This is a genomic window from Microbispora sp. H10949, from assembly GCF_014161435.1.
GTDB lineage: Bacteria > Actinomycetota > Actinomycetes > Streptosporangiales > Streptosporangiaceae > Microbispora > Microbispora triticiradicis.
The window spans coordinates 735,340-756,825 of record NZ_JABBWZ010000002.1 but is presented as its reverse complement, the minus strand read 5'-3'; the positions used below and the strand labels follow the sequence as shown (position 1 = coordinate 756,825).

Annotated in this window: 22 protein-coding genes; 17 read left to right on the top strand and 5 right to left on the bottom strand. The window is 71.8% G+C overall.

Annotated elements, in window-relative coordinates:
* The first annotated feature begins 303 nt into the window (after window positions 1-303).
* The 13 genes from HHX40_RS07580 to HHX40_RS07520 all read left to right on the top strand — a co-directional run bounded on the left by HHX40_RS07580 (window position 304) and on the right by HHX40_RS07520 (window position 14,578).
* Window positions 304-1,422 (top strand): ABC transporter substrate-binding protein, encoded by a 1,119-nt coding sequence (locus HHX40_RS07580; RefSeq protein WP_182879923.1) that lies wholly within the window; start codon window positions 304-306, stop codon window positions 1,420-1,422.
* Window positions 1,423-1,512: 90 nt separating this feature from the next.
* Complete coding sequence (locus tag HHX40_RS07575) at window positions 1,513-2,364, top strand: ABC transporter ATP-binding protein (protein ID WP_182879922.1); 852 nt, start codon at window positions 1,513-1,515, stop codon at window positions 2,362-2,364.
* Window positions 2,365-2,374: 10 nt separating this feature from the next.
* Window positions 2,375-3,310 carry an ABC transporter permease gene (locus HHX40_RS07570; protein WP_182879921.1) on the top strand — a complete coding sequence of 312 codons (936 nt, stop codon included), beginning with the start codon at window positions 2,375-2,377 and terminating at the stop codon, window positions 3,308-3,310.
* Complete coding sequence (locus HHX40_RS07565; RefSeq protein ID WP_182879920.1) at window positions 3,307-4,377, top strand: LLM class flavin-dependent oxidoreductase; 1,071 nt, start codon at window positions 3,307-3,309, stop codon at window positions 4,375-4,377. Before HHX40_RS07570 ends, HHX40_RS07565 begins: the two co-directional genes overlap by 4 nt.
* On the top strand, window positions 4,374-5,930 hold the full coding sequence (locus HHX40_RS07560; RefSeq protein ID WP_182879919.1) for an MFS transporter: 1,557 nt from the start codon (window positions 4,374-4,376) through the stop codon (window positions 5,928-5,930). The genes HHX40_RS07565 and HHX40_RS07560 overlap by 4 nt, the downstream gene beginning before the upstream one ends.
* Window positions 5,927-7,324 (top strand): NtaA/DmoA family FMN-dependent monooxygenase, encoded by a 1,398-nt coding sequence (locus tag HHX40_RS07555; protein ID WP_182879918.1) that lies wholly within the window; start codon window positions 5,927-5,929, stop codon window positions 7,322-7,324. Before HHX40_RS07560 ends, HHX40_RS07555 begins: the two co-directional genes overlap by 4 nt.
* 5 nt (window positions 7,325-7,329) lie before the next feature.
* Window positions 7,330-8,337, top strand: a complete 1,008-nt coding sequence (locus HHX40_RS07550; RefSeq protein WP_220498761.1) for an LLM class flavin-dependent oxidoreductase — start codon at window positions 7,330-7,332, stop codon at window positions 8,335-8,337.
* 27 nt (window positions 8,338-8,364) lie between these two features.
* Complete coding sequence (locus HHX40_RS07545) at window positions 8,365-9,804, top strand: FAD-dependent oxidoreductase (RefSeq protein WP_182879917.1); 1,440 nt, start codon at window positions 8,365-8,367, stop codon at window positions 9,802-9,804.
* A gap of 52 nt (window positions 9,805-9,856) precedes the next feature.
* Window positions 9,857-11,194 (top strand): LLM class flavin-dependent oxidoreductase, encoded by a 1,338-nt coding sequence (locus HHX40_RS07540; RefSeq protein WP_182879916.1) that lies wholly within the window; start codon window positions 9,857-9,859, stop codon window positions 11,192-11,194.
* A gap of 1 nt (window position 11,195) precedes the next feature.
* Window positions 11,196-12,149, top strand: a complete 954-nt coding sequence (locus HHX40_RS07535) for an amidohydrolase family protein (RefSeq protein ID WP_182879915.1) — start codon at window positions 11,196-11,198, stop codon at window positions 12,147-12,149.
* A gap of 41 nt (window positions 12,150-12,190) precedes the next feature.
* Window positions 12,191-13,027 carry a sulfurtransferase gene (locus tag HHX40_RS07530; RefSeq protein ID WP_182879914.1) on the top strand — a complete coding sequence of 279 codons (837 nt, stop codon included), beginning with the start codon at window positions 12,191-12,193 and terminating at the stop codon, window positions 13,025-13,027.
* Window positions 13,028-13,368: 341 nt separating this feature from the next.
* Window positions 13,369-14,082 carry a TetR/AcrR family transcriptional regulator gene (locus tag HHX40_RS07525; protein ID WP_182879913.1) on the top strand — a complete coding sequence of 238 codons (714 nt, stop codon included), beginning with the start codon at window positions 13,369-13,371 and terminating at the stop codon, window positions 14,080-14,082.
* Window positions 14,083-14,161: 79 nt separating this feature from the next.
* On the top strand, window positions 14,162-14,578 hold the full coding sequence (locus HHX40_RS07520; protein WP_182879912.1) for a hypothetical protein: 417 nt from the start codon (window positions 14,162-14,164) through the stop codon (window positions 14,576-14,578).
* 13 nt (window positions 14,579-14,591) lie between these two features.
* Here HHX40_RS07520 and HHX40_RS07515 read toward each other — a convergent pair whose 3' ends face one another.
* Entirely contained in the window at window positions 14,592-16,022 is a 1,431-nt protein-coding gene (locus HHX40_RS07515) for an alpha/beta hydrolase family protein (protein ID WP_182879911.1), read from the bottom strand.
* Between the two features lie 79 nt (window positions 16,023-16,101).
* Here HHX40_RS07515 and HHX40_RS07510 point away from each other — a divergent pair, with 79 nt between their 5' ends.
* Window positions 16,102-16,665: an ArsR/SmtB family transcription factor gene (locus tag HHX40_RS07510; protein ID WP_182879910.1), complete on the top strand. Its 564-nt coding sequence runs from the start codon at window positions 16,102-16,104 to the stop codon at window positions 16,663-16,665.
* 35 nt (window positions 16,666-16,700) lie between these two features.
* Here HHX40_RS07510 and HHX40_RS07505 read toward each other — a convergent pair whose 3' ends face one another.
* The 3 genes from HHX40_RS07505 to HHX40_RS07495 form a co-directional block, all read right to left on the bottom strand.
* Complete coding sequence (locus HHX40_RS07505; protein ID WP_182879909.1) at window positions 16,701-17,021, bottom strand: NUDIX domain-containing protein; 321 nt, start codon at window positions 17,019-17,021, stop codon at window positions 16,701-16,703.
* A 123-nt stretch (window positions 17,022-17,144) separates the two neighbouring features.
* Window positions 17,145-17,597, bottom strand: a complete 453-nt coding sequence (locus tag HHX40_RS07500; protein WP_182879908.1) for a hypothetical protein — start codon at window positions 17,595-17,597, stop codon at window positions 17,145-17,147.
* Window positions 17,594-17,752: a hypothetical protein gene (locus HHX40_RS07495; protein ID WP_165900669.1), complete on the bottom strand. Its 159-nt coding sequence runs from the start codon at window positions 17,750-17,752 to the stop codon at window positions 17,594-17,596. Before HHX40_RS07495 ends, HHX40_RS07500 begins: the two co-directional genes overlap by 4 nt.
* A gap of 46 nt (window positions 17,753-17,798) precedes the next feature.
* Between HHX40_RS07495 and HHX40_RS07490 the strand changes: the two genes are divergently transcribed.
* The 3 genes from HHX40_RS07490 (at window position 17,799) to gap (ending at window position 20,968) form a co-directional block, all read left to right on the top strand.
* On the top strand, window positions 17,799-18,770 hold the full coding sequence (locus HHX40_RS07490) for a helix-turn-helix transcriptional regulator (RefSeq protein WP_182879907.1): 972 nt from the start codon (window positions 17,799-17,801) through the stop codon (window positions 18,768-18,770).
* A gap of 101 nt (window positions 18,771-18,871) precedes the next feature.
* The gene (locus tag HHX40_RS07485; RefSeq protein WP_182879906.1) at window positions 18,872-19,819 is read left to right on the top strand and encodes a GlxA family transcriptional regulator; all 948 of its coding nucleotides are present in this window, start codon (window positions 18,872-18,874) and stop codon (window positions 19,817-19,819) included.
* 150 nt (window positions 19,820-19,969) lie between these two features.
* Entirely contained in the window at window positions 19,970-20,968 is a 999-nt protein-coding gene (gene gap / locus HHX40_RS07480; protein ID WP_182879905.1) for a type I glyceraldehyde-3-phosphate dehydrogenase, read from the top strand.
* A gap of 33 nt (window positions 20,969-21,001) precedes the next feature.
* Here gap and HHX40_RS07475 read toward each other — a convergent pair whose 3' ends face one another.
* Window positions 21,002-21,415: an RNA-binding S4 domain-containing protein gene (locus HHX40_RS07475; RefSeq protein ID WP_182879904.1), complete on the bottom strand. Its 414-nt coding sequence runs from the start codon at window positions 21,413-21,415 to the stop codon at window positions 21,002-21,004.
* Window positions 21,416-21,486: the final 71 nt, after the last annotated feature.

The window sequence follows — 21,486 nt, the reverse complement described above, 5'->3', positions numbered from 1 at the left end:
CGATCTTTTCCGACGCCGAGCGGAACCTCGGGCACATCCTCACCGGCGGCCTGGTCCGCCCGCACACCCCGATCCCCAACCGACGGAGCCCCCACCGAGGGAGCCCCGGCTGACGGATCGCGGGCCGGCGCGCCGCGCCGCCGCATGCCCACCTCCCTTCGTCGGCGTGCCGTGCTGCCGTGCTGCCGTGCTGCCGTGCGTGCGCGGCGTGCCCGAAGACCGTCCGCCGGCTTCCGGGAACCGACGCCCCCGCCCCCGCCCCACCACATCTCTCCCCGCAACCGCCCCCCGAAAGGAATTCCCGTGTCGACGAATCGCCGGCGCCTCCGATGGCTCGCCCCCGGCATCGCCCTGCTCGCCGCCTCCACCGTCCTGTCCGCCTGCGGTGGCAGCAGCGGCAGCGGCGGCGGCTCCACCGCACCGGCCGCCGCCGGCAACGCCGCCGCCGTGCCCACGCTGGACCCCGCGCATCCGGTCAAGCTCAAAGTGATCAACACATCGGGCGCCTTCAACGTCGCACTCGCCAGGGACTACGGCTTCTTCGCCAAGTACGGCCTGTCCGTCGAGGAGAACCAGCTCGCCAACGGCACGCAGGTGCTCGCGGCGCTGCAGGGGGGCAGCGGTGAGATCGGCTACGCGGATCTCTACGCCGGCATCAACGCCAAGGCGCAGGGCTTCAACCTCAAGCTGGTGGCCAACAACAACACCAACGCCAAGCAGTTCCCGATCCTCGTCCAGGCGGACGGCCCCATCCAGACGCCCGCCGACCTCGCCGGGAAGACCATCGCCCTGCCTCCGGTGCCGCAGCACACGGTCAACCTGCGTGGTTTCCTCAAGGCCAACGGGGTCGATCCGAACCAGGTCAAATACTCGATCGTCCAGTCCCAGGCGGCCGCGCCGCAGGCGCTGGAGAGCAAGTCGGTCGACGCCTTCTTCGGCCAGTGGAACCAGGCCTACACCAACCAGGGACAGCCGGGTGCGTACGACTTCCGGGTTCTCGGCAACCCCGACTCGTCGCAGTGGTCGAACCTGAAGGCGACGACGGCGGCGTTCTGGGCCACCGGCGCCTGGCTGGAGAAGCCCGAGAACCAGGCGATCGCCCACGCCTTCGACGAGGCGCTGCACGCCTCCTACGTCTGGTTCAAGACGCTGACGCCCGAGAAACTGCAGCCGATCCTGCTCAAGTACCAGCAGATCGACCTGGCGAAGCTCACCGGCGGCGACCCGCAGAAGGTCGGCAACCTGCTGACGAACACGCAGCCGGGGCCGTTCGACTTCGAGGCCACGCAGTCCTGGTACGAGCTCGGCCTGCAGTACGCGCCGGACAAGATCCAGAAGGGCGTCGACCTGCACGAGCTGGTCTTCCCCTCGGCGCTGCGGCCGGAGCCGGCGCTGATCCAGCCGCCCGCGAACGCGAGCTGAGCACGGTGGCGGCGGGCCCGGGAACGCGCCCGCCGCCCCGAGACACCACAAGCAACGTCCAGCAGCAACGCATCCTCGTGAGGCCTTCACATGACACGCGCACTCGAGGCCGAAGCCACCCTGACCGGTGACGTCCGTAAGGGCGTCATCACCATCGACGGCGCCGGCAAGGACTACCTCGCGCTCGACGGGAACGTCGTACGCGGACTCTCGCCGGTGAGCCTGACGATCGAGCGGGGCGCCTTCGTCTCGGTCGTCGGGCGCTCCGGCTGCGGCAAGTCCACCCTCCTCCGCCTCGTCGCCGGGCTGGAGAAGCCGACCTCCGGCACCATCCGCGTCGGCGCCGAACGGGTGGACGGACCACCCGACAGCGCCCGCTACGTCTTCCAGAACTACAACGAGTCGCTGCTGCCGTGGCGCACGGTCGGCGACAACGTCCGCTTCGGGCTGCGGCACGGGCACGGCGCCTCCCGCGTGTCCTCCGCCTCCCGGGTGTCCTCCAAGGCGCAGGAGGACGAGCTGATCCGGGAGCACCTCGACGAGGTGGGGCTCGGGGGGACCTTCGAGCGCTACCCCAGCGAGCTGTCCGGCGGCATGCAGCAGCGGGTCGCGATCGCGCGCGCCCTCGCCGCGCGTCCCGAACTGCTGCTGCTCGACGAGCCGTTCAGCGCGGTCGACGCGCTCAGCCGCAACACACTGCAGGACCTCGTGCTCCGGATCTGGAAGGAGCACGGCCTCACCGTCCTGTTCGTCACGCACGACATCGAAGAGGCCCTCTACCTGTCGCAGCGGGTGATCGTGCTCCGTGAGAAGGGCGGGGGGATCGAACGCGACGTCACCGTCGACATCCCGTACCCGCGCACGCAGGTCGACTTCCGCGAGGACCCCCGCTATCTCCGCCTCCGCCGCGAGGTGCTCAGCCTCGTCGTCGGCGCCGAGTGAAGGACCAGCCATGACCGACATCGCCGGAACGCCACTCAGGCCCGGCCCGCGGGCCGACGTCATGACCGTCCCCGAGGCCACCACCCCCGAGACCATTCCAGAGACCGTCGCCGGGCCCGGCGGCGCGGCCCCCGCGGAGAGCGGGCTGACGCCGGTCGGCCCCGTACGCCGGACCGTGCGCCGTTACCTCCGCAGCCGCACGTCCGGCTGGACGCTCGTGGCCCTGATCGTCGTCTTCTGGCAGGCCTACTCGGGTATCCACTACGACCCGACCATCTCCTCGCCGGACCGCATCGTCGAGACGTGGTGGCAGGAGGCGACCACGGGCGATCTGCTGCGGCAGCTGTCGATCACCCTGCGCACGATGGCCGAGGCGCTGGCGCTCGCGGTGCCGCTCGGCGTCGGCATCGGCTTCCTGATGGGCCGGTCGCGGGTGATCTGGGGGCTGTCCGAGCCGCTCGTCGAGATCCTGCGGCTCACGCCGGCCACCGCGATCCTGCCCATCTACATCCTGTTCCTCGGGCTCGGCGACCAGATGAAGATCGCCGTGTTCCTCACCGGGGGCATCTTCCCCATGATCATCAATTCCTACGCCGGCGCCCGCGGCGTGTCGAAGATCCTCGCCGAGACCGCGCAGACGTACCGCCTGTCGTGGCTGCAGACCCAGAAGGAGATCGCCCTGCCGTTCGCGACGCCGTACATCCTCGTCGGCATGCGGCAGTCGCTGGGCATGTCGCTGGTCCTCGCGGTCGTCATCGGCATGCTCGCCGGGAACGACGGCATCGGCTACTACCTGATGTTCGCCCAGCAGAACTTCAACCTGCGCCAGCTGCTCGCCGGCGTGCTCACGGTCGCCGTCATCGGCTACCTGTTCAACGCGATCTTCCTGTTGCTGGAGAAGCGGGTCACCCGGTGGCGGCGCGGCACCCAGGCGGGTGAGGCGTGAGCCTTCCCGCGCGCAAGCCGCTCAAGCTGGGCTTCTTCACCCACGTGCGCTCCGTCTCCGGACGGGGGGAGGCGCACGAGGAACTCGTCCGCCTGTTCGCGGGGGCCGAGGAGCTCGGCTACGACGTCGGGTTCGTGGCGCAGCACCTGCTGGCCGGCGGAGAGGAGGGGTCGGCTCCGTCACCGCTGATCTCCCTCGCGCCGGTCGCCGCGGCGACCGGACGCATCGGGCTCGGCGTCGCGGTGGTGACGCTGCCGCTCACCGATCCCGTCCAGCTCGCCGAGGACGCGCTCACCCTGGACGGGATCTCGCGGGGGCGTCTGCAGCTCGGCCTCGGGACCGGCAACGCCAACATCGACAAGTACGCGGCCTTCGGCCGGGACCCGGCCCGGGCGGCGGAGCTGTTCGACGAGAACCTCGCCGTGCTGCAGGACGCCCTCGCGGGCCGTCCGCTGCGCGGCACCGGCCTGACCCTGCCGGTGGACGGCACGCCGCTGGCGCGCCGACTCTGGCGCACCGCGGGCAGTGCCGCGTCGGCCCGTCGTGCCGCGCTCACCGGCCTCGGCCTGTTGTTCGGCACCGCGACCCTGGACGCCCGGACCCAGCAGCGGCCGATCATCGACGCGTACCTCGCCCAGTGGGCGGAGACGGGTCCGGCCGAGGCCCCGGCCGAGGTGGCCGGCGGTTTGCGGCCGCGGCTCGGCGGCATCCGGATGATCTACCCCGCCAACTCGTACGAGGCGGCGCGGGCGGCGCTGGACCCGTTCCTGACGGCCGGCCGGGCCCGGCTCGCGAAGGTCAACGGGATCGACCCCCGGGAGCTGACCGACGACCAGGTGCTCGCGTCGATGAACGTCGCGACCGGCTCGCCGCCGGAAACGGCGCGGGCCCTCCTGAACGACGCCGCGCTGCTGCCCGAGGTGGACCACCTCATCGCCGTCACCAACATCATCGAGGACGCCGCGGCCGGGCTCGGCCGGAAACGCACGGTGGACGTCGCGCTGGAGGGCCTGGAGCGGATCGCGGCCGAGGTGGCGCCGAGGCTCGGATGGGCGCCGGAGCGATGAGTACGGGGACAGCGCCGGCCGGCACCGCGCACACGGACGAAAGCGTGCACATGGACGACGCGGCGCGGTGGCGCGCCCTGTACATCGCGTCGATCCTGTCGGGCGTCCTGCTGGTCGGCATCAGTGACGCGAACGTGGCGCTGCCGGCGATCGCCCGCTCGCTGCACGTCGGCCCGACGAGCCTGCAGCTCATCTCGGCGGGGTACGTCGTGGCGTTCGGCCTCACGCTCGTGCCCTTCGGACGCCTCGGCGACCAGGGCCGCAGACACCGGCTGATCCGCGCCGGGCTGCTGCTGTACATCGCCGCCAGCCTCGCCTGCGGCCTCGCCGCGGACCTGTGGACGCTGATCGCGGGACGCGTCCTGCTCGGCGTCGCGGCCGGGATCCTGATGCCGCAGACGATCGGGGTGATCCAGCAGCTGTTCGGCGGGGCCGACCGGGGCCGGGCGTTCGGCGCCTACGGCGTGATGACCGCCGTCGCGACCGCGTCCGGGCCCAGCGTCGGTGGCCTGCTCATGACCCTGGGCGGCGTGGACCACGGCTGGCGGTGGGTCTTCCTGATGAACGTCCCCATCGGGGTCGCGCTGTTCGCCGCAGGTGCCCGCCACCTGCCGAGGACCCAGCCGGTCGTCACGGCCGTCACCCGCAGCTTCGACCCGATCGGCGCCGTGCTTCTCGGTGTCACCGTGCTGCTGGTGCTGTGTCCGCTCGTGCTGACCACCGGCCTGCCGGGCGACAGCGCGGCGCGGTGGTCGGCCCTCGTCCCCGCCGCCGTCTTCGCCGTCCTGTTCGTGCGCTGGGAACGCCGCTACCTCAGGCGGGGCCTGCTTCCACTGCTGGACGGGGAACTGCTGCGCACCCGTTCGTACCGGAACGCGCTGCTCGTCGCCGCGTCGTGGCTGGCCGCCGGACCCGGGGTGGGGCTCGTGCTGATGCTGTACCTGCAGCTCGCGCTCGGGCTCTCGCCGTTCCTCGCCGCTCTCGTACTGCTGCCGTCCTCGGCGGCCTCCGCCTTCGGCGCGCGCTGGGCGGCGCGGCGCGTGCTGCGCCGGGGCCGGGTCATCACGCTGACCGGCCTGTTCACGTCGGCCGCGGGGATCCTCGTCTCCGTCCTGGCCGTGAACCTCCTGGCGCCGCGTCCCGCGATCGCGGTGGTCACCGTGGCGCAGATCCTCAACGGGCTGGGCAGCGGCATGGTGATCTCGCCCAACCATGTGCTGCTGCTGAGCGACGTGCCGGCCGAGAAGGGCAGCCTCGCCGCCTCGATCGGCCACCTGACCCAGCGCATCGGCAACTCGCTCGGCGTCGCGGCCACCTCGGCGGCCTTCTACGCCGTGGTCTACGGGCACGCGGGGGCGCTGACGAACGCGGGGCGGTCCACCTACGACAGCGCGCTCGTCGCCGGCGTGGTCGCGGCCGGGCTCTTCTTCGCGCTCGCCGTGGGGGCGACCGTGACCGACCTCGTCCGGACGCGGCGGGCCCGGGGGCCCGGTCCTACCGGACACCAAGTGAATCGATCGGCAGAACAACGAGAAGCGGGAGTACGTACATGAGCGAGAGACGGCACGTGAAGCTGGGACACTCCATCTGGCCCGAAGGGCGCCACGGCACGGGCTGGCGGCGCCGGCGCCACCACAAGGTCCTCGAAGGCGACCCGGACTTCTACCGGGCGACGGCGCAGACCGCCGAGCGAGGGCTGTTCGACTACTTCTTCCTCGGCAACGGCGAGTCCTCCCGGCTTCCCGGCAAGCCGGGAGGCCGCAAGCAGAACTGGTCGGCCGACGCCGCCGCCAACGGCGTCGTGAACCTGGTCGACGGCGAGCACTACTGGACACCGAACGGCCTGTTCAAGCTCGACAGCTTCACCGCGAACGCCTACGTCGCCGCGCTGACGACGCACATCGGGCTCGTCTCGACGTTCAACACGACCTACCAGCACCCGTTCAACGTCGCCCGCCAGACCGCCACCCTCGATCACCTCAGCCGGGGCCGAGCCGCGATCAACATCGTCACCGGGCGCAGCGACGAGGCGGCGCGCAACTACGGCTTCGACGAGCAGCCCGACGGCGACGCCCGATGGGATCGCGCGGAGGAGTTCCTCCAGATCCTCTGGTCGCTGTGGGACGGCTGGCAGGACGGCTGGTACGTCGGCGACCGGGAGGGCGGGCGGTTCCTCGACCTCGGCAAGATCCAGCCGACCGCCTTCCGCGGCAGGCACTTCAGCGTCGAGGGGCCGCTGAACATCCCGCCGTCCCCGCAGCGCCGCCCGCCGCTGATCGTGGCCGGCACCTCCCAGCGGTCGTTCGAGTTCGGCGCCAAGTACGCCGACGTCCGCTTCATCCCCTTCGCCGACAAGCAGGCCGAGTACTACCAGACGCAGAAGGCGCTGGCCGCGGGCTACGGCCGCGACCCGGACGCCTACTACCTGCTGCCCGGCATCACGTTCTACGTCGACGAGACGTCATCGGCCGCCCACGCGAGGTTCCGCGAGATCCAGGACCTCTCGGTCGTGCCGTTCGACGCGCGCGAGCTCGGGCGCGTGCTGGGCGTGGACCTCGGCAACGCGGGACCGAAGGACAAGGTCAAGGACGTCGTGGACGTCACCGTGAACCCCGGTTCCGCGTGGATCGTGAAGGACGCCTTCCTCGGATTCGGTGACGAGGACATCACCCTCGCCGACCTCGACCACTTCGTCGCCAACGGTCCCGCCAACCAGGTGCCGGTGGTCGGTTCCGGCCAGGAGGTGGCCGACTGGATCGAGGAGAACTTCGAGGACCGCAAGCTCGACGGCGTCGTCGTCTTCCCGCCGTACCAGCCGGGCTCGCTGGACGCGTTCGTCGACCTCGTGGTGCCGGAGCTCCAGCGTCGCGGCCTGTTCCGCAAGGCCTACACCAGCACGACGTTCCGGGAGCACTTCAGCCGGCCCGCCATCGCCAAGACCGCCTGATCACCGTGGAGATCGGGATCTTCAGCACCGGCAACCTCGCCGGCGACCCGTCCGCGGGCGCGACCGTCACCGAGCGCCTGCGGGGCCTGGTGACGCTCGCACAGCGCGCGGAGCAGGCCGGCTTCGACGTCTTCGCCGTGGGCGAGGCGCACAAACCCCCGGCGACCGTGAGCTCGCCGGCGGTGGTACTCGGCCACATCGCCGCGGTGACCTCGACCATCCAGCTGTCGACCGCCGTCTCGCTGATCACCGTCAACGACCCGGTCAAGCTCGCCGAGGACTACGCGACCGTGCAGCACCTGGCGGGCGGCCGCCTCGGCCTGATGTTCGGCCGTGGCGTCGACACCGCGATCTACCGCTGGTACGGCCTGGACCCGGAGGAGACCGTCGCGATCGCGTCGGAGCGCTACGAGCTGTTCCGGCGGCTGTGGAGCGAGGAGGTCGTCGACTGGACGGGCAGGTACCGCCCGCCGCTGGACGGCTTCACCGTCATCCCGCGGCCGCTGACCGACCGGTTGCCGCTGGTGTGGCAGACCTCGATCCGGACCAGGGAGCTCGTCGAGCAGACCGCGCGCCACGGTGACGGCTTCTTCGCCAACTACGTCTTCTTCTCGGCGGAGCAGGCGGCGCCGCACGTCCGGTACTACCGCGAGCGCTACGCCGCCCACGGGCACGGCGCCGCGGAGTCCGCGCCGGTCGGCTCGGGGGCGAAGGTGCACGTCGGGCTCCGCTCGCAGGACGCGCTGCGTGAGTTCGAGGCGCAGCGCCACGACCTGTCCAAGTGGCCCTACGACACGCTTGAGGAGGCGATCCGGCACAGCGCGCTCACCGTGGGCAGCCCGGCCCAGGTCCTCGACAAGATCGCCCACTTCCAGGAGCAGTACGGCGGCTACCGGCGGCAGATGTTCTCCATCGACCAGCCCGGCGGCACCGTCGACCAGATGCTCGAACAGATCGACCTTCTCGGGGAGCACGTCCTCCCCGCACTGCGCGCGACCTACGCGCACACCTGATTCCCACCGCGTAGAAGGCAGGACACGATGAGCAAGCACCACGACGTCGACCGCGCGGCACAGGAGTCGCTGCGGTTGCTCGGCGCCGACCCCGGCAACTGGGTCGCCCCGACTCCGGGCGTGGACCACGACGTCGCGATCATCGGCGGCGGGCAGAGCGGCGTGACCATCGCGTACGCGCTGCGTCGCGCCGGCATCTCCAGGGTCACCGTCATCGAGGCGGCCGACCAGGCGAACACCGGGGTGTGGCGGACCCGTGCGCGGATGAACACGCTGCGCACGCCGAAGACCCGTTCCGGCCCCGAGCTCGGCAACCCGGCGATCGGCTTCCAGGCCTGGTACGAGGGCCTGCGCGGCGAGGAGGCGTTCCGGGCCATCGGACGTATCGCCCGCACCGACTGGGCCGACTACGTCGAGTGGTTCCAGCGGCAGGTCGGCGTGGAGGTCCGCTACCGGACCAGGGTCGTGGACGTCGAGCCGGCCGACGGGCTGCTGCGGCTGCACCTGGACGTCGACGGGCAACGGCACACGGAGTCGGTGCGCAAGCTCGTCCTCGCGACCGGTGTCGAGGGGACCGGCGGCCCGTACATCCCCGCGATCTTCGAAGGGCTGCCGGCGCACCTCCACGCCCACACCGGCGACGAGATCGACTTCGCCGGACTGGCCGGCAAGGAGGTCGGCGTCCTCGGCGCCGCCACCTCCGCGCTCGACGCCGCCGCGGTCGCGCTGGAGTCCGGCGCCCGCGAGGTGCACGTGTTCTCCTACCGTGCCGAACTGGTCATCCAGCCCCCCGGCGGCAACGTGCCGAACCCCGGCGCGCAGGAGAACTTCCACCTGCTGCCCGACGAGGCGCGCTGGCAGAACCGGTGGAACCTGACCAGCAAGGGGTCGACCAGCCCGCTGGACACCGTGTTGCGCGCGGTCGCCTTCCCGAACCTGCGGCTGCACTTCGACGCGCCGTGGACGGCGGTGCGTGAAGAGGACGGCAGAGTCGTCGTCGAGGCGGCCGACGGCACCCACGCCTTCGACTTCGTCATCGCCGGCACCGGCTACCAGTACGACCCCCGCACCCGCCCGGAGCTGGGGCGGCTCGCCGGGGACATCGCGCTGTGGCGGGACGTGTACGAGCCCCCGGCCGCGCTCCGGTCCGAGAGCCTCGGCGCGTACCCCTATCTCGGCGGCGGCTACGAGTTCACCGAACGCGTGCCCGGCTCGGCTCCGTGGCTGCGTGACGTCCACGTGTTCAACGTCGCCGCGGCGCAGAGCTTCGGCCGTCCCGTCGGCGACATCCCCAGCCTGCGCACCGGCGTGCCGCGCCTGGTCGAGGCGATCGGCCGCGACCTCTTCTTCGCCGACCGGCAGCGGCCGAAGCCGCCCGCCACGGCGGCCCCGGAGGAGTCCTTCACCGAGCACTACGCCCACGCCGTCTGGCGTCCCGGCGCCGGCGCGAAGGCGGCGATCGGCTGAGCGGCCGGCCGGCGATCCGACGACGACCCACCGAGGAGACTGCGACACGACCATGACCGATCACACCCGAGAACTTCATCTGAACCTGTTCGGCAACTGGTACGGCAACCATCGGGCCGCGTGGCGGCACCCCGGTGTCGACCCGCACCAGCTCTGGGACATCGACTTCAACATCCGTACGGCCAAGACCGCCGAACGCGGCCTGTTCGACGCGGTGTTCTTCGCCGACGGACCGAACCTCGGCCCCGTGCAGCCGTCCGGGGGCCAGACCAAGCCCGAGCCGATGACGCTGCTGGGAGTGCTCGGCGCGGTCACCACCCACCTTGGGCTGGCCGCGACGGTGTCGACGACGTACTCCGAGCCGTACAACACGGCGCGGCAGATCGCCTCGCTCGACCTGCTCACCCGCGGCCGCGCCGGGTGGAACGCCGTGACCGGCTCCAACGCCGCGACCGCGGCCAACTTCGGCCCGTCCGCCCACCCCGAGCACTCCCTGCGCTACGAGCGGTCGGAGGAGTTCATCCAGATCGTCAAGGCGCTCTGGGAGAGCTGGGAGCCGGACGCGGTGATCGCCGACCAGGAGACCGGCGTGTTCCTGGACCCGGGCAAGGTCCACCGCGTGCCCTTCCAGGGCAGGCACTTCCAGATCGACGCGGTGTTCAACGTGCCCCGCTCCCCGCAGGGGCGACCGCTCATCTTCCACGCCGGCGACTCCGACTTCGGCCGCTCGCAGGGCGCCCGCCACGCGGACGCCATCTTCACCGCACAGCCGACGATCGAGGCGGCCCGTGAGTTCTACGGCGACTTCAAGCGCCGAGTGGCCGAGGCCGGGCGCGACCCCGCGCACGCCCACGTCCTGCCCGGTTATCTCGCCGTCGTCGGCAGCACCGAGGCCGCGGCGCGGGCCGCGTTCGACGAGTTGAACCAGCTGATCGACATCGAGGGAGCGATCGCTGAGGTCGCCCGCGGCGACGGGCTCGACGTGTCGGGCGTCGATCTCGACAAGCCGATCCCGGACTCATTGTGGGAGCACTCGATCGCGACCAGCACGTTCAGGAGCCGGGTCGAGGCACTGCGTACCAAAGCGGTCGAGGCGCGCCTCACCGCCCGCCAGGTGATCGAGTGGGACATCGCGGCGCACGGTCACTACGTGTTCGTCGGGACGCCGGAGCAGGTCGCCGACGACATCGAACTGTGGTTCACGACCGGCGCCGCCGACGGGTTCAACTACAAGGCGCCGACGTTCCCCGGCGGCCTGGAGATCTTCGTCGACCACGTCGTGCCCCTGCTGCAGGCGAAGGGGATCTACCGCAAGGAATACACCGAGACCACGCTGCGCGGCCACTACGGCCTGCCCACACCGAGCCGACCGGCGAGATCGGAGCGATGACATGACCACCCTTGCCGACGCCAGGCTCATCGACATCCACACCCACTACCGCCCGCCGGGCTGGCAGGCGCCCGGCGGCGAGCGTCCGCGCCCGGTCGCCGGATTCCCCAAGGAGCTCCTGGAGAACCTCCCGGGACTGGCCAGGGAGAGCGTCGACGGCGGCGTCGACCTGCGCGCCCTCAGCGCACCGGTCGAGCAGTTGTTCGGCCTGGACGGCCCGGTCGAAACGGCCGCGGTCAACTCGGTGAACGAGTTCCTCGCCGAGGCCGTCCGGGAGCGACCCGACGTGTTCCTCGGGCTCGCCACGGTCGACGCGTTCTCCGGCGACGCCGGGGCGGAGCAGACCCGCTACGCGATCGAGGAGCTCGGCCTGCACGGCATCGTGCTCGACTCCTCCCGCGACGAACGGTTCCTCAGCTCCTCCGAGGCGTTCCCGACCCTGGAGCTGGCCGCCGCGCTCGGCGTCCCGGTCTTCGTGCACCCCGTGGCCGCGCCGCAGGCGGAGGCGCTGGTGAAGGCCGCCGGACGCCCCGGCAACTCGATCGGGCGCGGACTGCAGAACGGCGTCGGCTTCCTGTCGGCGCTCCACGCCGACCTGCCGGCCCGGCTGCCCGATCTGCACCTGGTGTTCACCGCTCTCGGCAGCGGCGCGCTGTACTTCGCCACCGAGGAGCTGGCGGCGTACCGGCGGAAGTCCGCGGACGGCGCCCCCGCGAACATCTACTTCGACACCACACGGCTGAACCCGTGGCTCATCCGCTACTACGCCGACGTCCTCGGCGTCGACCGGATCATCGTCGGCAGCGACTGGCCGGGCCGCCCGCTCTCCGCCGAGCTGGTCGGCGACGCCCTCGACACCGCCGGGTTCGACGCCGCCACGCAGGAGCGGATCCGCGCCGGCAACGCCCGCCGGCTCTTCGAACTGCGCGCCGCGAAGACCGTCGAGGCCGCCTGAATCCCCTCACCCTCATCGAGAGAAAGCACGAGGCACACCAGATGACTGCGACACCCGTCGAGGCCGGGTCCCCGGTGATCTCCGCGGAGAAGCTGCGGCGCAAGCTGGCCAAGGGCAGGGACGTCGTCCTGCTGGAGATCCGGCGCGAGCTGGACCCGGCGCAGGGCGAGCAGGGACGGCTGCCAGGCGCGCACGTCGTCGAACTGATCTCACAGCTCGCGGGCCCGCGCCACCCGGGTTCCGGCAACAACCCGTTGCCGGGCGAGCGGCAGATCCAGGAGTCGGTACGCCGCTGGGGCGTCAACGAGAACTCGATCGTCGTCGTGTACACCCGGGAGAACCCGGCCATCGCCGCACGCGCCTGGTGGACGCTGACGTGGGCCGGGGTCCCCGACGTGCGCTACCTCGACGGCGGCGTCGACGCGTGGCAGGCGGCCGGCGGCGAACTCGTCACAGAGGCCCCCGCGGAACGCGAAGGCGACCTCACCGTCAGAACCGGCTCCCTGCCGACACTCGACGCCGACCAGGCCGCCGCGCTCGCCCGCTCCGGCGTGCTCCTCGACGCACGCCCCGACGCCGCCTACACCGGCCTGAACGGCGGCGGCCACATCCCCGGCGCACTGAGCAGGCCGAGCGCCGGCAACCTGGGCGCCGACGGCCTCCTGAAGAGCGACGAGGACCTGCGGGCCGAGTACACCGCCCTGGGTGCCGCCGGCGAGCGCACCGTCGGCGTCTACTGCGGCGGCGGCGTCGGCGCCACGCTGGACATCCTCGCCCTCGCCAAGCTCGGCGTCACCGCGGCGCTCTACCCCGGCTCGTGGTCGGCCTGGAGCTCCGACCCGGCCCGCCCAGTCGCCACGGGCGGCCAGCCGGGCTGACCCCTCAGGACCTGGCCCGGCGGAGACGTTCAGCCAGGCCGGGTCCGCCCGCGCGTCGCCGACGGCCCTCTCCGCTCCGCGGCTCCTCGGCCGGACGCGCGTGGGTCCCGGACAGTCCAGCATCGTGCCGAACGGGAAGTCGTGGACGACGTACGTCCCAGGACCGCTGTTCGCGAAGCTGTAGGCGCAGACCACTGCGGACGGGGGCAGTTCGGATCACTAGTAGCCATAGTATCCCTGCGACGCTTGCGCTATTGATAGACGCAAGCGTTAACATGTGTAAACTGCAGATCTCCCGCAGGCCACCCGGGGAGAGAGGTGCGAGCAGTGGAGGGGGCTTGATGACGGTTTCGCTCCGGCGTCAGCGAGTGCGTGACGCCACCTTGCGTGAGCTGATCTCCGTGAGCCGCGGCATCCTGACGGACCAGGGGGCCGAGGCGCTGACGATCCGGGCGGTCGCCCGCGAGATGGGCATGACCCCTCCCGGGGTTTATCGCTACTTCGACAGCCACCGCACCCTGCTGGACGCGGTCGTCGTGGCCGTTCTGGAAGAGCTGACCGAGCACATCGTCAGCGCCGTCGATCACGTCGACGCGGCCGACACGGCGGGCCGGCTCATCGCCGCCAGCAGGGCGCTGCGGAACTGGGCCGTCGGACACGGCGCGGAGTTCCACCTCTCCTGGTTCGTGTCCTCGCCGGACGAGGGCGCGTCGGCCGGCCGGGCACGACGTCAGGTGGGCAGGCTCTTCGCGGACGTCTTCTCCGGCGTCTGGCGCGACTACGGGCCCGTACCCCTGCCGCCCGGACAGCCCTCCCCGGCGACCGAGAGGCCGGCCCGGCGGCTCCTCGAACAACTGGAGACGGAACTCCCCTCCCCCTCGGCCGCGGTCGCGTTCACCCGGTGCTGGCTGCGGCTGTACGGCATGGTCAGCGTCGAGTCGCTCGGCCTGACCCGGGCCATCGGCGACGACGCGGGCGAGCTGTTCGAGGCGGAACTCGCCGATCTCGCGCGGACGCTCGGTCTTCCCGCGACCGCGCTGGGCACCGGCCGGTGACCGGTCTCCGCGGCACTTCCTCCCCTCGGGCCGTACGCGGCCCCGACCCCCGACCGGCAACCTCTGCCACAGGAGAGCCATGACCCCCCTGCAGCTCAGTCAGGAGACCCGGTGGATCGCGGGCGTCGTCCTGCTGACCATCGTGACCATCGAGTTCGGCGGATGGTTCCTCTCCAGAATCGTCCGCGGCCAGGTGTCGATGACCCCCTTCCAGCAGGCATTCGCCCGTGCCGGGCACGCGCACGCGGGGGTGCTGGTGACCCTCGGGCTCGTGTGCCTGCTCTTCGTCGACGCCACCGGTCTGAGCGGTGTCCCGCTGTGGATCGCCCGGCTCGGCGTACCGGCCGCCGCCGTGCTGATGTCCGCCGGTTTCTTCCTGTCCTCGCTGGGACAGGGAACCACCCGCCCGAACCGGTTGATCGCCCTGCTCTGGATCGGCGCGCTGTGCCTGGCCGCCGGGGTGCTCTCCCTCGGAATCGGCCTGCTGACGAGCTGAGCGTCTCCGCCACTCACGGGAGCAGCAGGCCCCAGTAGAGGGCCCACGGGAGGAAGGCGACGCCGCCGGCGAGCAGGAGGCCGAGGCGGACCCGCTCACTCCTCGCCCCGGCCCTCCGCCACGCCCGGACCGTCCGTACGGCGGCGACCACCGTGGTCAGCGCCAGGGCCTGCAGGGCCAGCCAGACGATCGGGCGGCCGAACAGCACGGGTCCCGGCGCGGCCAGCTTGCCCCCGGTCATGAGCAGGTAGAACAGGAAGGCGAACGACCCGAGCAAGGCGATCAGCCCGGCCGCGCTGAGCACCCGCGGCGCGGCCGGCAGGGCCGTACGGGACCGCCCGCGCAGCCGGCGGACGAGGGCGGTCAACGGGTAGGCGGCGAAGACGGCGATCAGCAGCAGCGTCACGGCCGCCTGCGCCGAGGCCGACTCCCACGGCGCCGGACGGTCCACCGGCACGGTCGGCGTCGCCTGCTCGGGTGCGGGGCCCGAGATGCTCGCCAGCGGCGGCCGTCCCGAGACGGCCTCGCGGACCCAGGAGCCGACCAGGTCGGCGTACCCGGGAGCGAGGGCGGGCAGCCGGGTGACGCCGCCGTCGGGCGTGAGGTGGGCGGCGTGGTCGGCCCCGGGGAAGAACCGGAACGTGTAGTGCCGGTTGCCGCCCTTCTCCAGCGCCCGCGCGAAGATCGGCGGGGTCTCCTTCGGCGGGGTCAGCAGGTCATGGACTCCCCAGATCGCGAGCACCGGCTGCCGCACCGCGGCGAGGGCCGGCTCGGGGTCGTACCAGGGCTCGGGGAACATGCCGCCGTCGGCGATGGTCCGGTAGAGGTTCGGCTCGGCCCGGTCCACCAGCGACCCCGCCACCCCCGCCTTGCGCAGGCCCGCGGCGACGGCCCAGGTCTGCTGCCGCAGCGGCGTGAGCGCGTTGGCGCCGACGACCACGACGAACGCGACGTCCCGCGAGCGGGAGGCCGCCAGGGGCGCGACCCAGCCGCCCTCGCTGAGCCCCCAGACGCCCACCTTCGCCGGGTCCACGCCCGGCTGCGACCGCAGCGTGGCCACCGCGCCCAGCGCGTCGTCCGCGAGTGTCGAGTAGGAGCGGCGGAAGAGCGAGTAGCCCTCCGACCTCTTGTCGTAGACCAGCACGGACATGCCCCTGCGGGCGAACTCCACGGCCTCGCCCATGAGTTTGGCGCGTGGCGTGCCGGTGCCGGCCCCGTGGACGAGCACCACGCCTGGCCGCCCTCGCGACGCCTTCACGGGCGACAGCACGGTGCCGTGCAGAGTGATGCCTCCGCCGCCCGCGAAACTCACCTCCCTTCCGGTCAGGTCGGCGGGAACGGCGACCGCCTCCCCGGCGGCGGAGGGCGGTGGAGCGGCGGCGGCCACTGCGGGGGCGGCCGTCAGGGTGAGAGCGAGGCCAAGGGCCAGGGCGATTCGACGCATGTTGCCGAAACTAGTCTGCAGAGAAGTCTCGGCAAAGACATCTCTGCAGATATCGTTCTGGAGGACTAGGGTGATCCTCATGAAGGACGAGGAGCCGTTCCTGCTCGACGACCCGGGCCGTCTCAAGGCTCTGGCCCACCCCATGCGGCGCCTCATCCTGCGCCACCTCAACATCCACGGGCCCGCCACCTCCACGACGATCGGCGAGCTGCTCGGCGCGAAGACCGGCACGACCAGCTACCACCTGCGCCAGCTGGAGAAGTACGGCTTCATCGAGGAGATCCCCGAGAGATCGACCGGCCGGGAGCGGTGGTGGCGCAGGGCCGAGGTCCCGCGCGACATGCGCGCCCCGGCCCCCGGACAGCTCGCGCCCGAGGACCGCCCGGTGCTGGAGGAGTTCCACCGCGTCGGCTTCGAGGAGGACCGGGCACTCATGGAGCGCTTCCCCGAGGCGTACCGGCGCGACCCCGACTGGGCCAAGGGTTCACGCGGTCTCGGCCGGATGACCAAGGAGGAGTTCGCCGAGTTCTTCGACGCCTACATCGCGCTGCTGCTCAAGTACAGCCACCGGGCACAGGACGCGCCGCCGGGGGCGCGGCCCATGTACGTCCGGATGTTCGCCTTCCCCGCCGACGAATCCTGATTCGTGCTCGTGGCAGCCTCGGCGCTTAAGGCCGGCTACGGGAGCGGGCGGATGAGGCCGTCCTCCAGGTAAGCGGTACGCCCGGCGTCCCACGGCGGTGCCGGTGGAACCCAGTCGACACATGCGAGCCGGCCCACCGGCGGCGCGATGCCCAACTCCTCCCGCAGTTCCCGAAGTAAAGCACTGACAGGGGACTCCCCCGCCTCGACGATTCCGCCGGGGATGTCCCACTTGTCCTTGTAGACCGGGTGCACGAGAAGCACCCGTCCCTCGTCGTCTCGGAGCAAGGCGCCTGCCGCGGCACGAAGGCGCGGTACGGAGGCGACGTAGGCCAGGTATGACGCGGAGTCGCTCATGACGGCTCCGACACTACGAGCCGCGCACGTCCCGGCGCCGGCGTATCTCCAAACCTCACGCGGAGGCGGTTCACCCACCACCGGCCAGGATCCCACGGAGGACTCGGCTGTCGTGGCCCGGCATCACGCGACGCGGGTGGAGTCCATGATCCAGTTGGTCTCCCAGGTCTGGCCGCCGTCGTAGGAGAAGGCCTGCTCCCAGTGGCACGAGTCCGGCGTGATCCCCGACCAGGTGAACCGGACGCGGATCGGGCGGCCGTCGTCGGTGTCGTCGGTGTAGAAGGTGCCGACCCCGTCGACGAAGCGGCCGACGACCGGGACCGGATCCAGGCCGCGCCTGCTGTTGATCCAGTAGATGGACCACTCGTCCCGCTCGGCGTCGTACGTCCGGACCGTCGCGCCGTCGAAGTCCTTGGTGGGCAGCGTGAGCGTGTCGAAGCTGCCCGCGCCGTCGAAGAAGCCGTACGCGACGCAGCGGCCGGGAAACTCCTCCCACTCGTCGCTGCCGACCCCCCGCTTCAGCAGCCTCCGGTTGGCCACGTCCCACGTGCCGACGAAGAAGTCGAAGTCGTTCACCGTCCCGCCCCTTCCGGCCGGGCGCCGGCCAGGTGGTCGCCACGGTCAGGGGATCCGTCCCCCGGCTCGGACGCCCGCCCGCGCTGGTCGTCGTGGTACCGGCCGTCGGCCGCGATCGGGCCGAGCGGCCGCGTGATCTTGTGGATGAATGCCATGCCAGGGACCGTACGGCCCCTCCACTGACACCTATTGTCAGTGGATGTGCGCGCGTCCCGGCTGTTGTCCATCCTTCTGCTGCTCCAGTCGCGGGGGCGCCTGACGGCCCGCCAGCTCGCCGAAGAGCTGGAGGTGAGCGTCCGCACGATCTACCGCGACGTCGAGTCGCTCCACACCGCCGGCATCCCGTTGTACGGCGAGGCCGGACACGAGGGCGGATACCGGCTGATGGACGGCTTCCGCACCCGGCTCACCGGCCTGACCCCGCGGGAGGCGGAGGCCCTGTTCCTGGCCCCGCTGCCGGGACCGGCCGCCGAACTCGGGCTCGGCTCCCTCGCGGCGGCTGCCGAGCTCAAGATCGAGGCCGCGCTGCCCGCCGCCCTGCGGGACGGTGTCAGGCGGATCCGGGACCACTTCCTCCTCGACGCGCCCGGCTGGTACCACGACGGCGACCACGTGCCGCACCTGCCCGACGTCGCCGAGGCCGTGTGGAACGGCCGCGTCATCGAGGTGCTCTACCGGCGATGGGCCGCCCCCACCGAGGTCGAACGCCGGCTGGAACCGTACGGGCTGGTGCTCAAAGGCGGGAAGTGGTACCTCGTGGCCCGCTGTGACGGCGCCCTGCGGACCTACCGGGTCACCCAGATCCTGCGGCTGCGGGTCACGGACGACACGTTCGAGCGCCCCGAGGGCTTCGACCTGGCCGGGCACTGGCGCGAGCACCTGGCGGGCTTCCGGTCGCGGCTGTTCCAGGGGCACGCGGTGATCCGGCTCTCACCGGACGGGTGTGAGCGGCTGCGGGAGACGATGAGCTCGGCCGTGGTGACCGCCGTGGACGACACGGCCGAGGGCCCGGACCCGGACGGCTGGATCAGGGCCACCGTGCCGATCGAGTCGCTGACGCACGCCCACTCCGAGTTCCTCAGGCTCGGCGCCGAGGTGGAGGTCCTGGAGCCCGCCGAACTGCGGCGCAGGCTGGCGGACACCGCCGCGGCCCTGGCCGTCCTCTACCGGTGACGCGTGCCCGAGCGAGCGGATGGCAGGATGCTTGCGGTAGGGGTCACGACGGTCACGGCGCGAGAGGACGCGCCGGACCGTGGAAGAGCCGAAGGAGGCGGATGAGCCGGAAGAACCATCGCGTCGCCGTGCTCGTGCTGGAGGGCGCGAAACCGCTCGACGTCGGCATCCCCGCGCAGGTGTTCTCCAACCGGCCGAGCATGCCGTACGAGGTGCGGGTGTGCGGCGCCGCGCCCGGACTGGTGACCGGCGGCGACGGCCTCTCCTATCACGTGGCCGAGGGCCTCGACGCCTTCGAGCACGCCGACACCGTCTTCATCCCCGGCTATCGTGAGCCGGCGACCACGGAGCCGCCGGCCGCTGTCCTCGGCGCGCTCATGGCCGCCCACGAGCGCGGAACCCGGCTCGCCGCCATCTCGACGGGGGCGTTCGCGCTGGCGGCGGCGGGCCTGCTCGACGGCAAGCGGGCGACGACCCACTGGCACTACACGAAGGCCCTCGCCGGCAAGCATCCGCTCGTACGGGTGGACGAGAACGTATTGTTCGTGGGCGAGGGCGACGTGCTGACGTCGGCGGGCGCGGCGTCCGGCATCGACCTGTGCCTGCACCTGGTGCGGCGCGACCACGGTGTCGGGCTGTCCAACCACGTGGCGAGACGGCTGGTGGCGGCGCCCTATCGCAGCGGCGGTCAGGCGCAGTACGTTCCCCGCAGCGTGCCCGAGCCGCTCGGCGACCTGTTCGCGAACACGCGGGAGTGGGCCCTGGCGCACCTGTCCGAACGGCTGACCCTCGAGACCCTCGCCCGCCACGCCCGCGTGTCGGCGCGCACCTTCTCCCGGCGGTTCGTGGAGGACACCGGCCACACGCCGATGCAGTGGGTGCTCCGGGCACGCGTGGACCTGGCACGCGAACTGCTCGAACGCACCGATCTGGGCGTGGAGCAGATCGCCGACCGGGTCGGGCTCGGCACCGGCGCCAACCTGCGCCTGCACTTCCAGCGCATCCTCGGCACCTCCCCGACCGAGTACCGCCACACATTCTCGGCCTGAACCCGGTCGGGCAGGGTGTGGCGAGATCCTTGCGGACGGTGGCGAAACTTCTGGCTTGATTCTTGCGCGTGCTGTCATTCGGGCCACTGTCGGCCCGGCGTCCGAGCGCCGATCATGGAGCCCAGAACGAGCGGAACGAAAGGAACGCCCATGACCCGCATCGCCGTCAACGGATTCGGCCGCATCGGACGCAACACCCTCCGCGCCCTGCTCGGACGCGACAACGACCTCGAAGTGGTCGCCGTCAACGACCTCACCGCCCCGGAGACCCTCGCGCACCTGCTCAAGTACGACAGCGCGCTCGGCCGCCTCGGCCTCCCCGTCGAGGTCGACGGCGCCGACCTCGTGGTCGACGGCCGCCGCATCCAGGTGCTCGCGGAACGCGAGCCCGCCAAGCTGCCCTGGGCCGAGCTCGGCGTCGCCCTCGTGCTCGAGTCCACCGGCCGCTTCACCGCGGCGCGTGCCGCCCGCGCGCACATCGACGCGGGCGCCAGGCGCGTGCTGGTGAGCGCCCCCTCCGACGGCGCCGACGTCACGCTCGCCTACGGCGTGAACACCGAGGCGTACGACCCCGCCGAGCACGTGATCGTCTCGAACGCCTCGTGCACCACGAACGCGCTGGCTCCGCTGGCGTCCGTGCTCGACGACCTGGCCGGCATCGAGCACGGCTTCATGACCACGGTGCACGCCTACACCCAGGAGCAGAACCTGCAGGACGGCCCGCACCGCGACCTGCGTCGCGCCCGCGCGGCCGGCGTGAACATCGTGCCCACCACCACAGGGGCCGCCAAGGCCATCGGCCTGGTGCTGCCGAACCTCGACGGCAAGCTGTCGGGCGACGCGATCCGCGTGCCGGTCCCGGTGGGTTCGATCGTGGAGCTGAACACCACCGTCTCACGCGAGGTGACCCGCGACGAGGTGCTCGCGGCCTACCGCGCCGCCGCCGACGGCAGGCTCAAGGGCATCCTCGACTACGCCGACGAGCCGCTGGTCTCCAGCGACATCACCGGCCAGCCGGCGTCGGCGATCTTCGACGCCGCCCTCACCCGCGTGGAGGGCAGGCACGTCAAGGTGGTGGCCTGGTACGACAACGAGTGGGGCTTCTCGAACCGGGTCGTCGACACACTGGAGTTGCTCGCCCGCGACTGAGTCCGCCGTACGCGCAAGTCGCGGATCTTCACGTCAGTCACCCCGTGGCCGGCGGTCCCGCTCCTCCACCGGCGGGCGCCCGAGCAGCCTGTCGATGCTGCGGCGCTCGCGTTTGGTGGGACGTCCCGCGCCCCGAGCCCGGACGGCCACCGTCACGGCCTCTTCGCGCGGAGGGGGCGGAGGGCTCTTGTCGACGTAGCACTCGGCGGCCACGGGGGCGCCGACGCGCTTGGTGATGACGCGGGAGACGACCACGACGCGTTCGCGTCCCTCGTGCCGCAGCCGGACCTCGTCGCCGGCCCGGACGACGTGCGCGGGCTTGACCCGCACCCCGTTGACCCGGACGTGACCGCCCCGGCAGGCGTCGGACGCGATCGAACGGGTCCTGGTCAGCCGTACCGACCAGATCCAGATGTCCACCCGCGCACTCACCTGCTCACCCGGCACCCCGCCACTCTACTGAGACCGGCGCGCCGCCGACGTGCGAGCGCGGGCTTGGTCGATGCTGGGCACGTCGA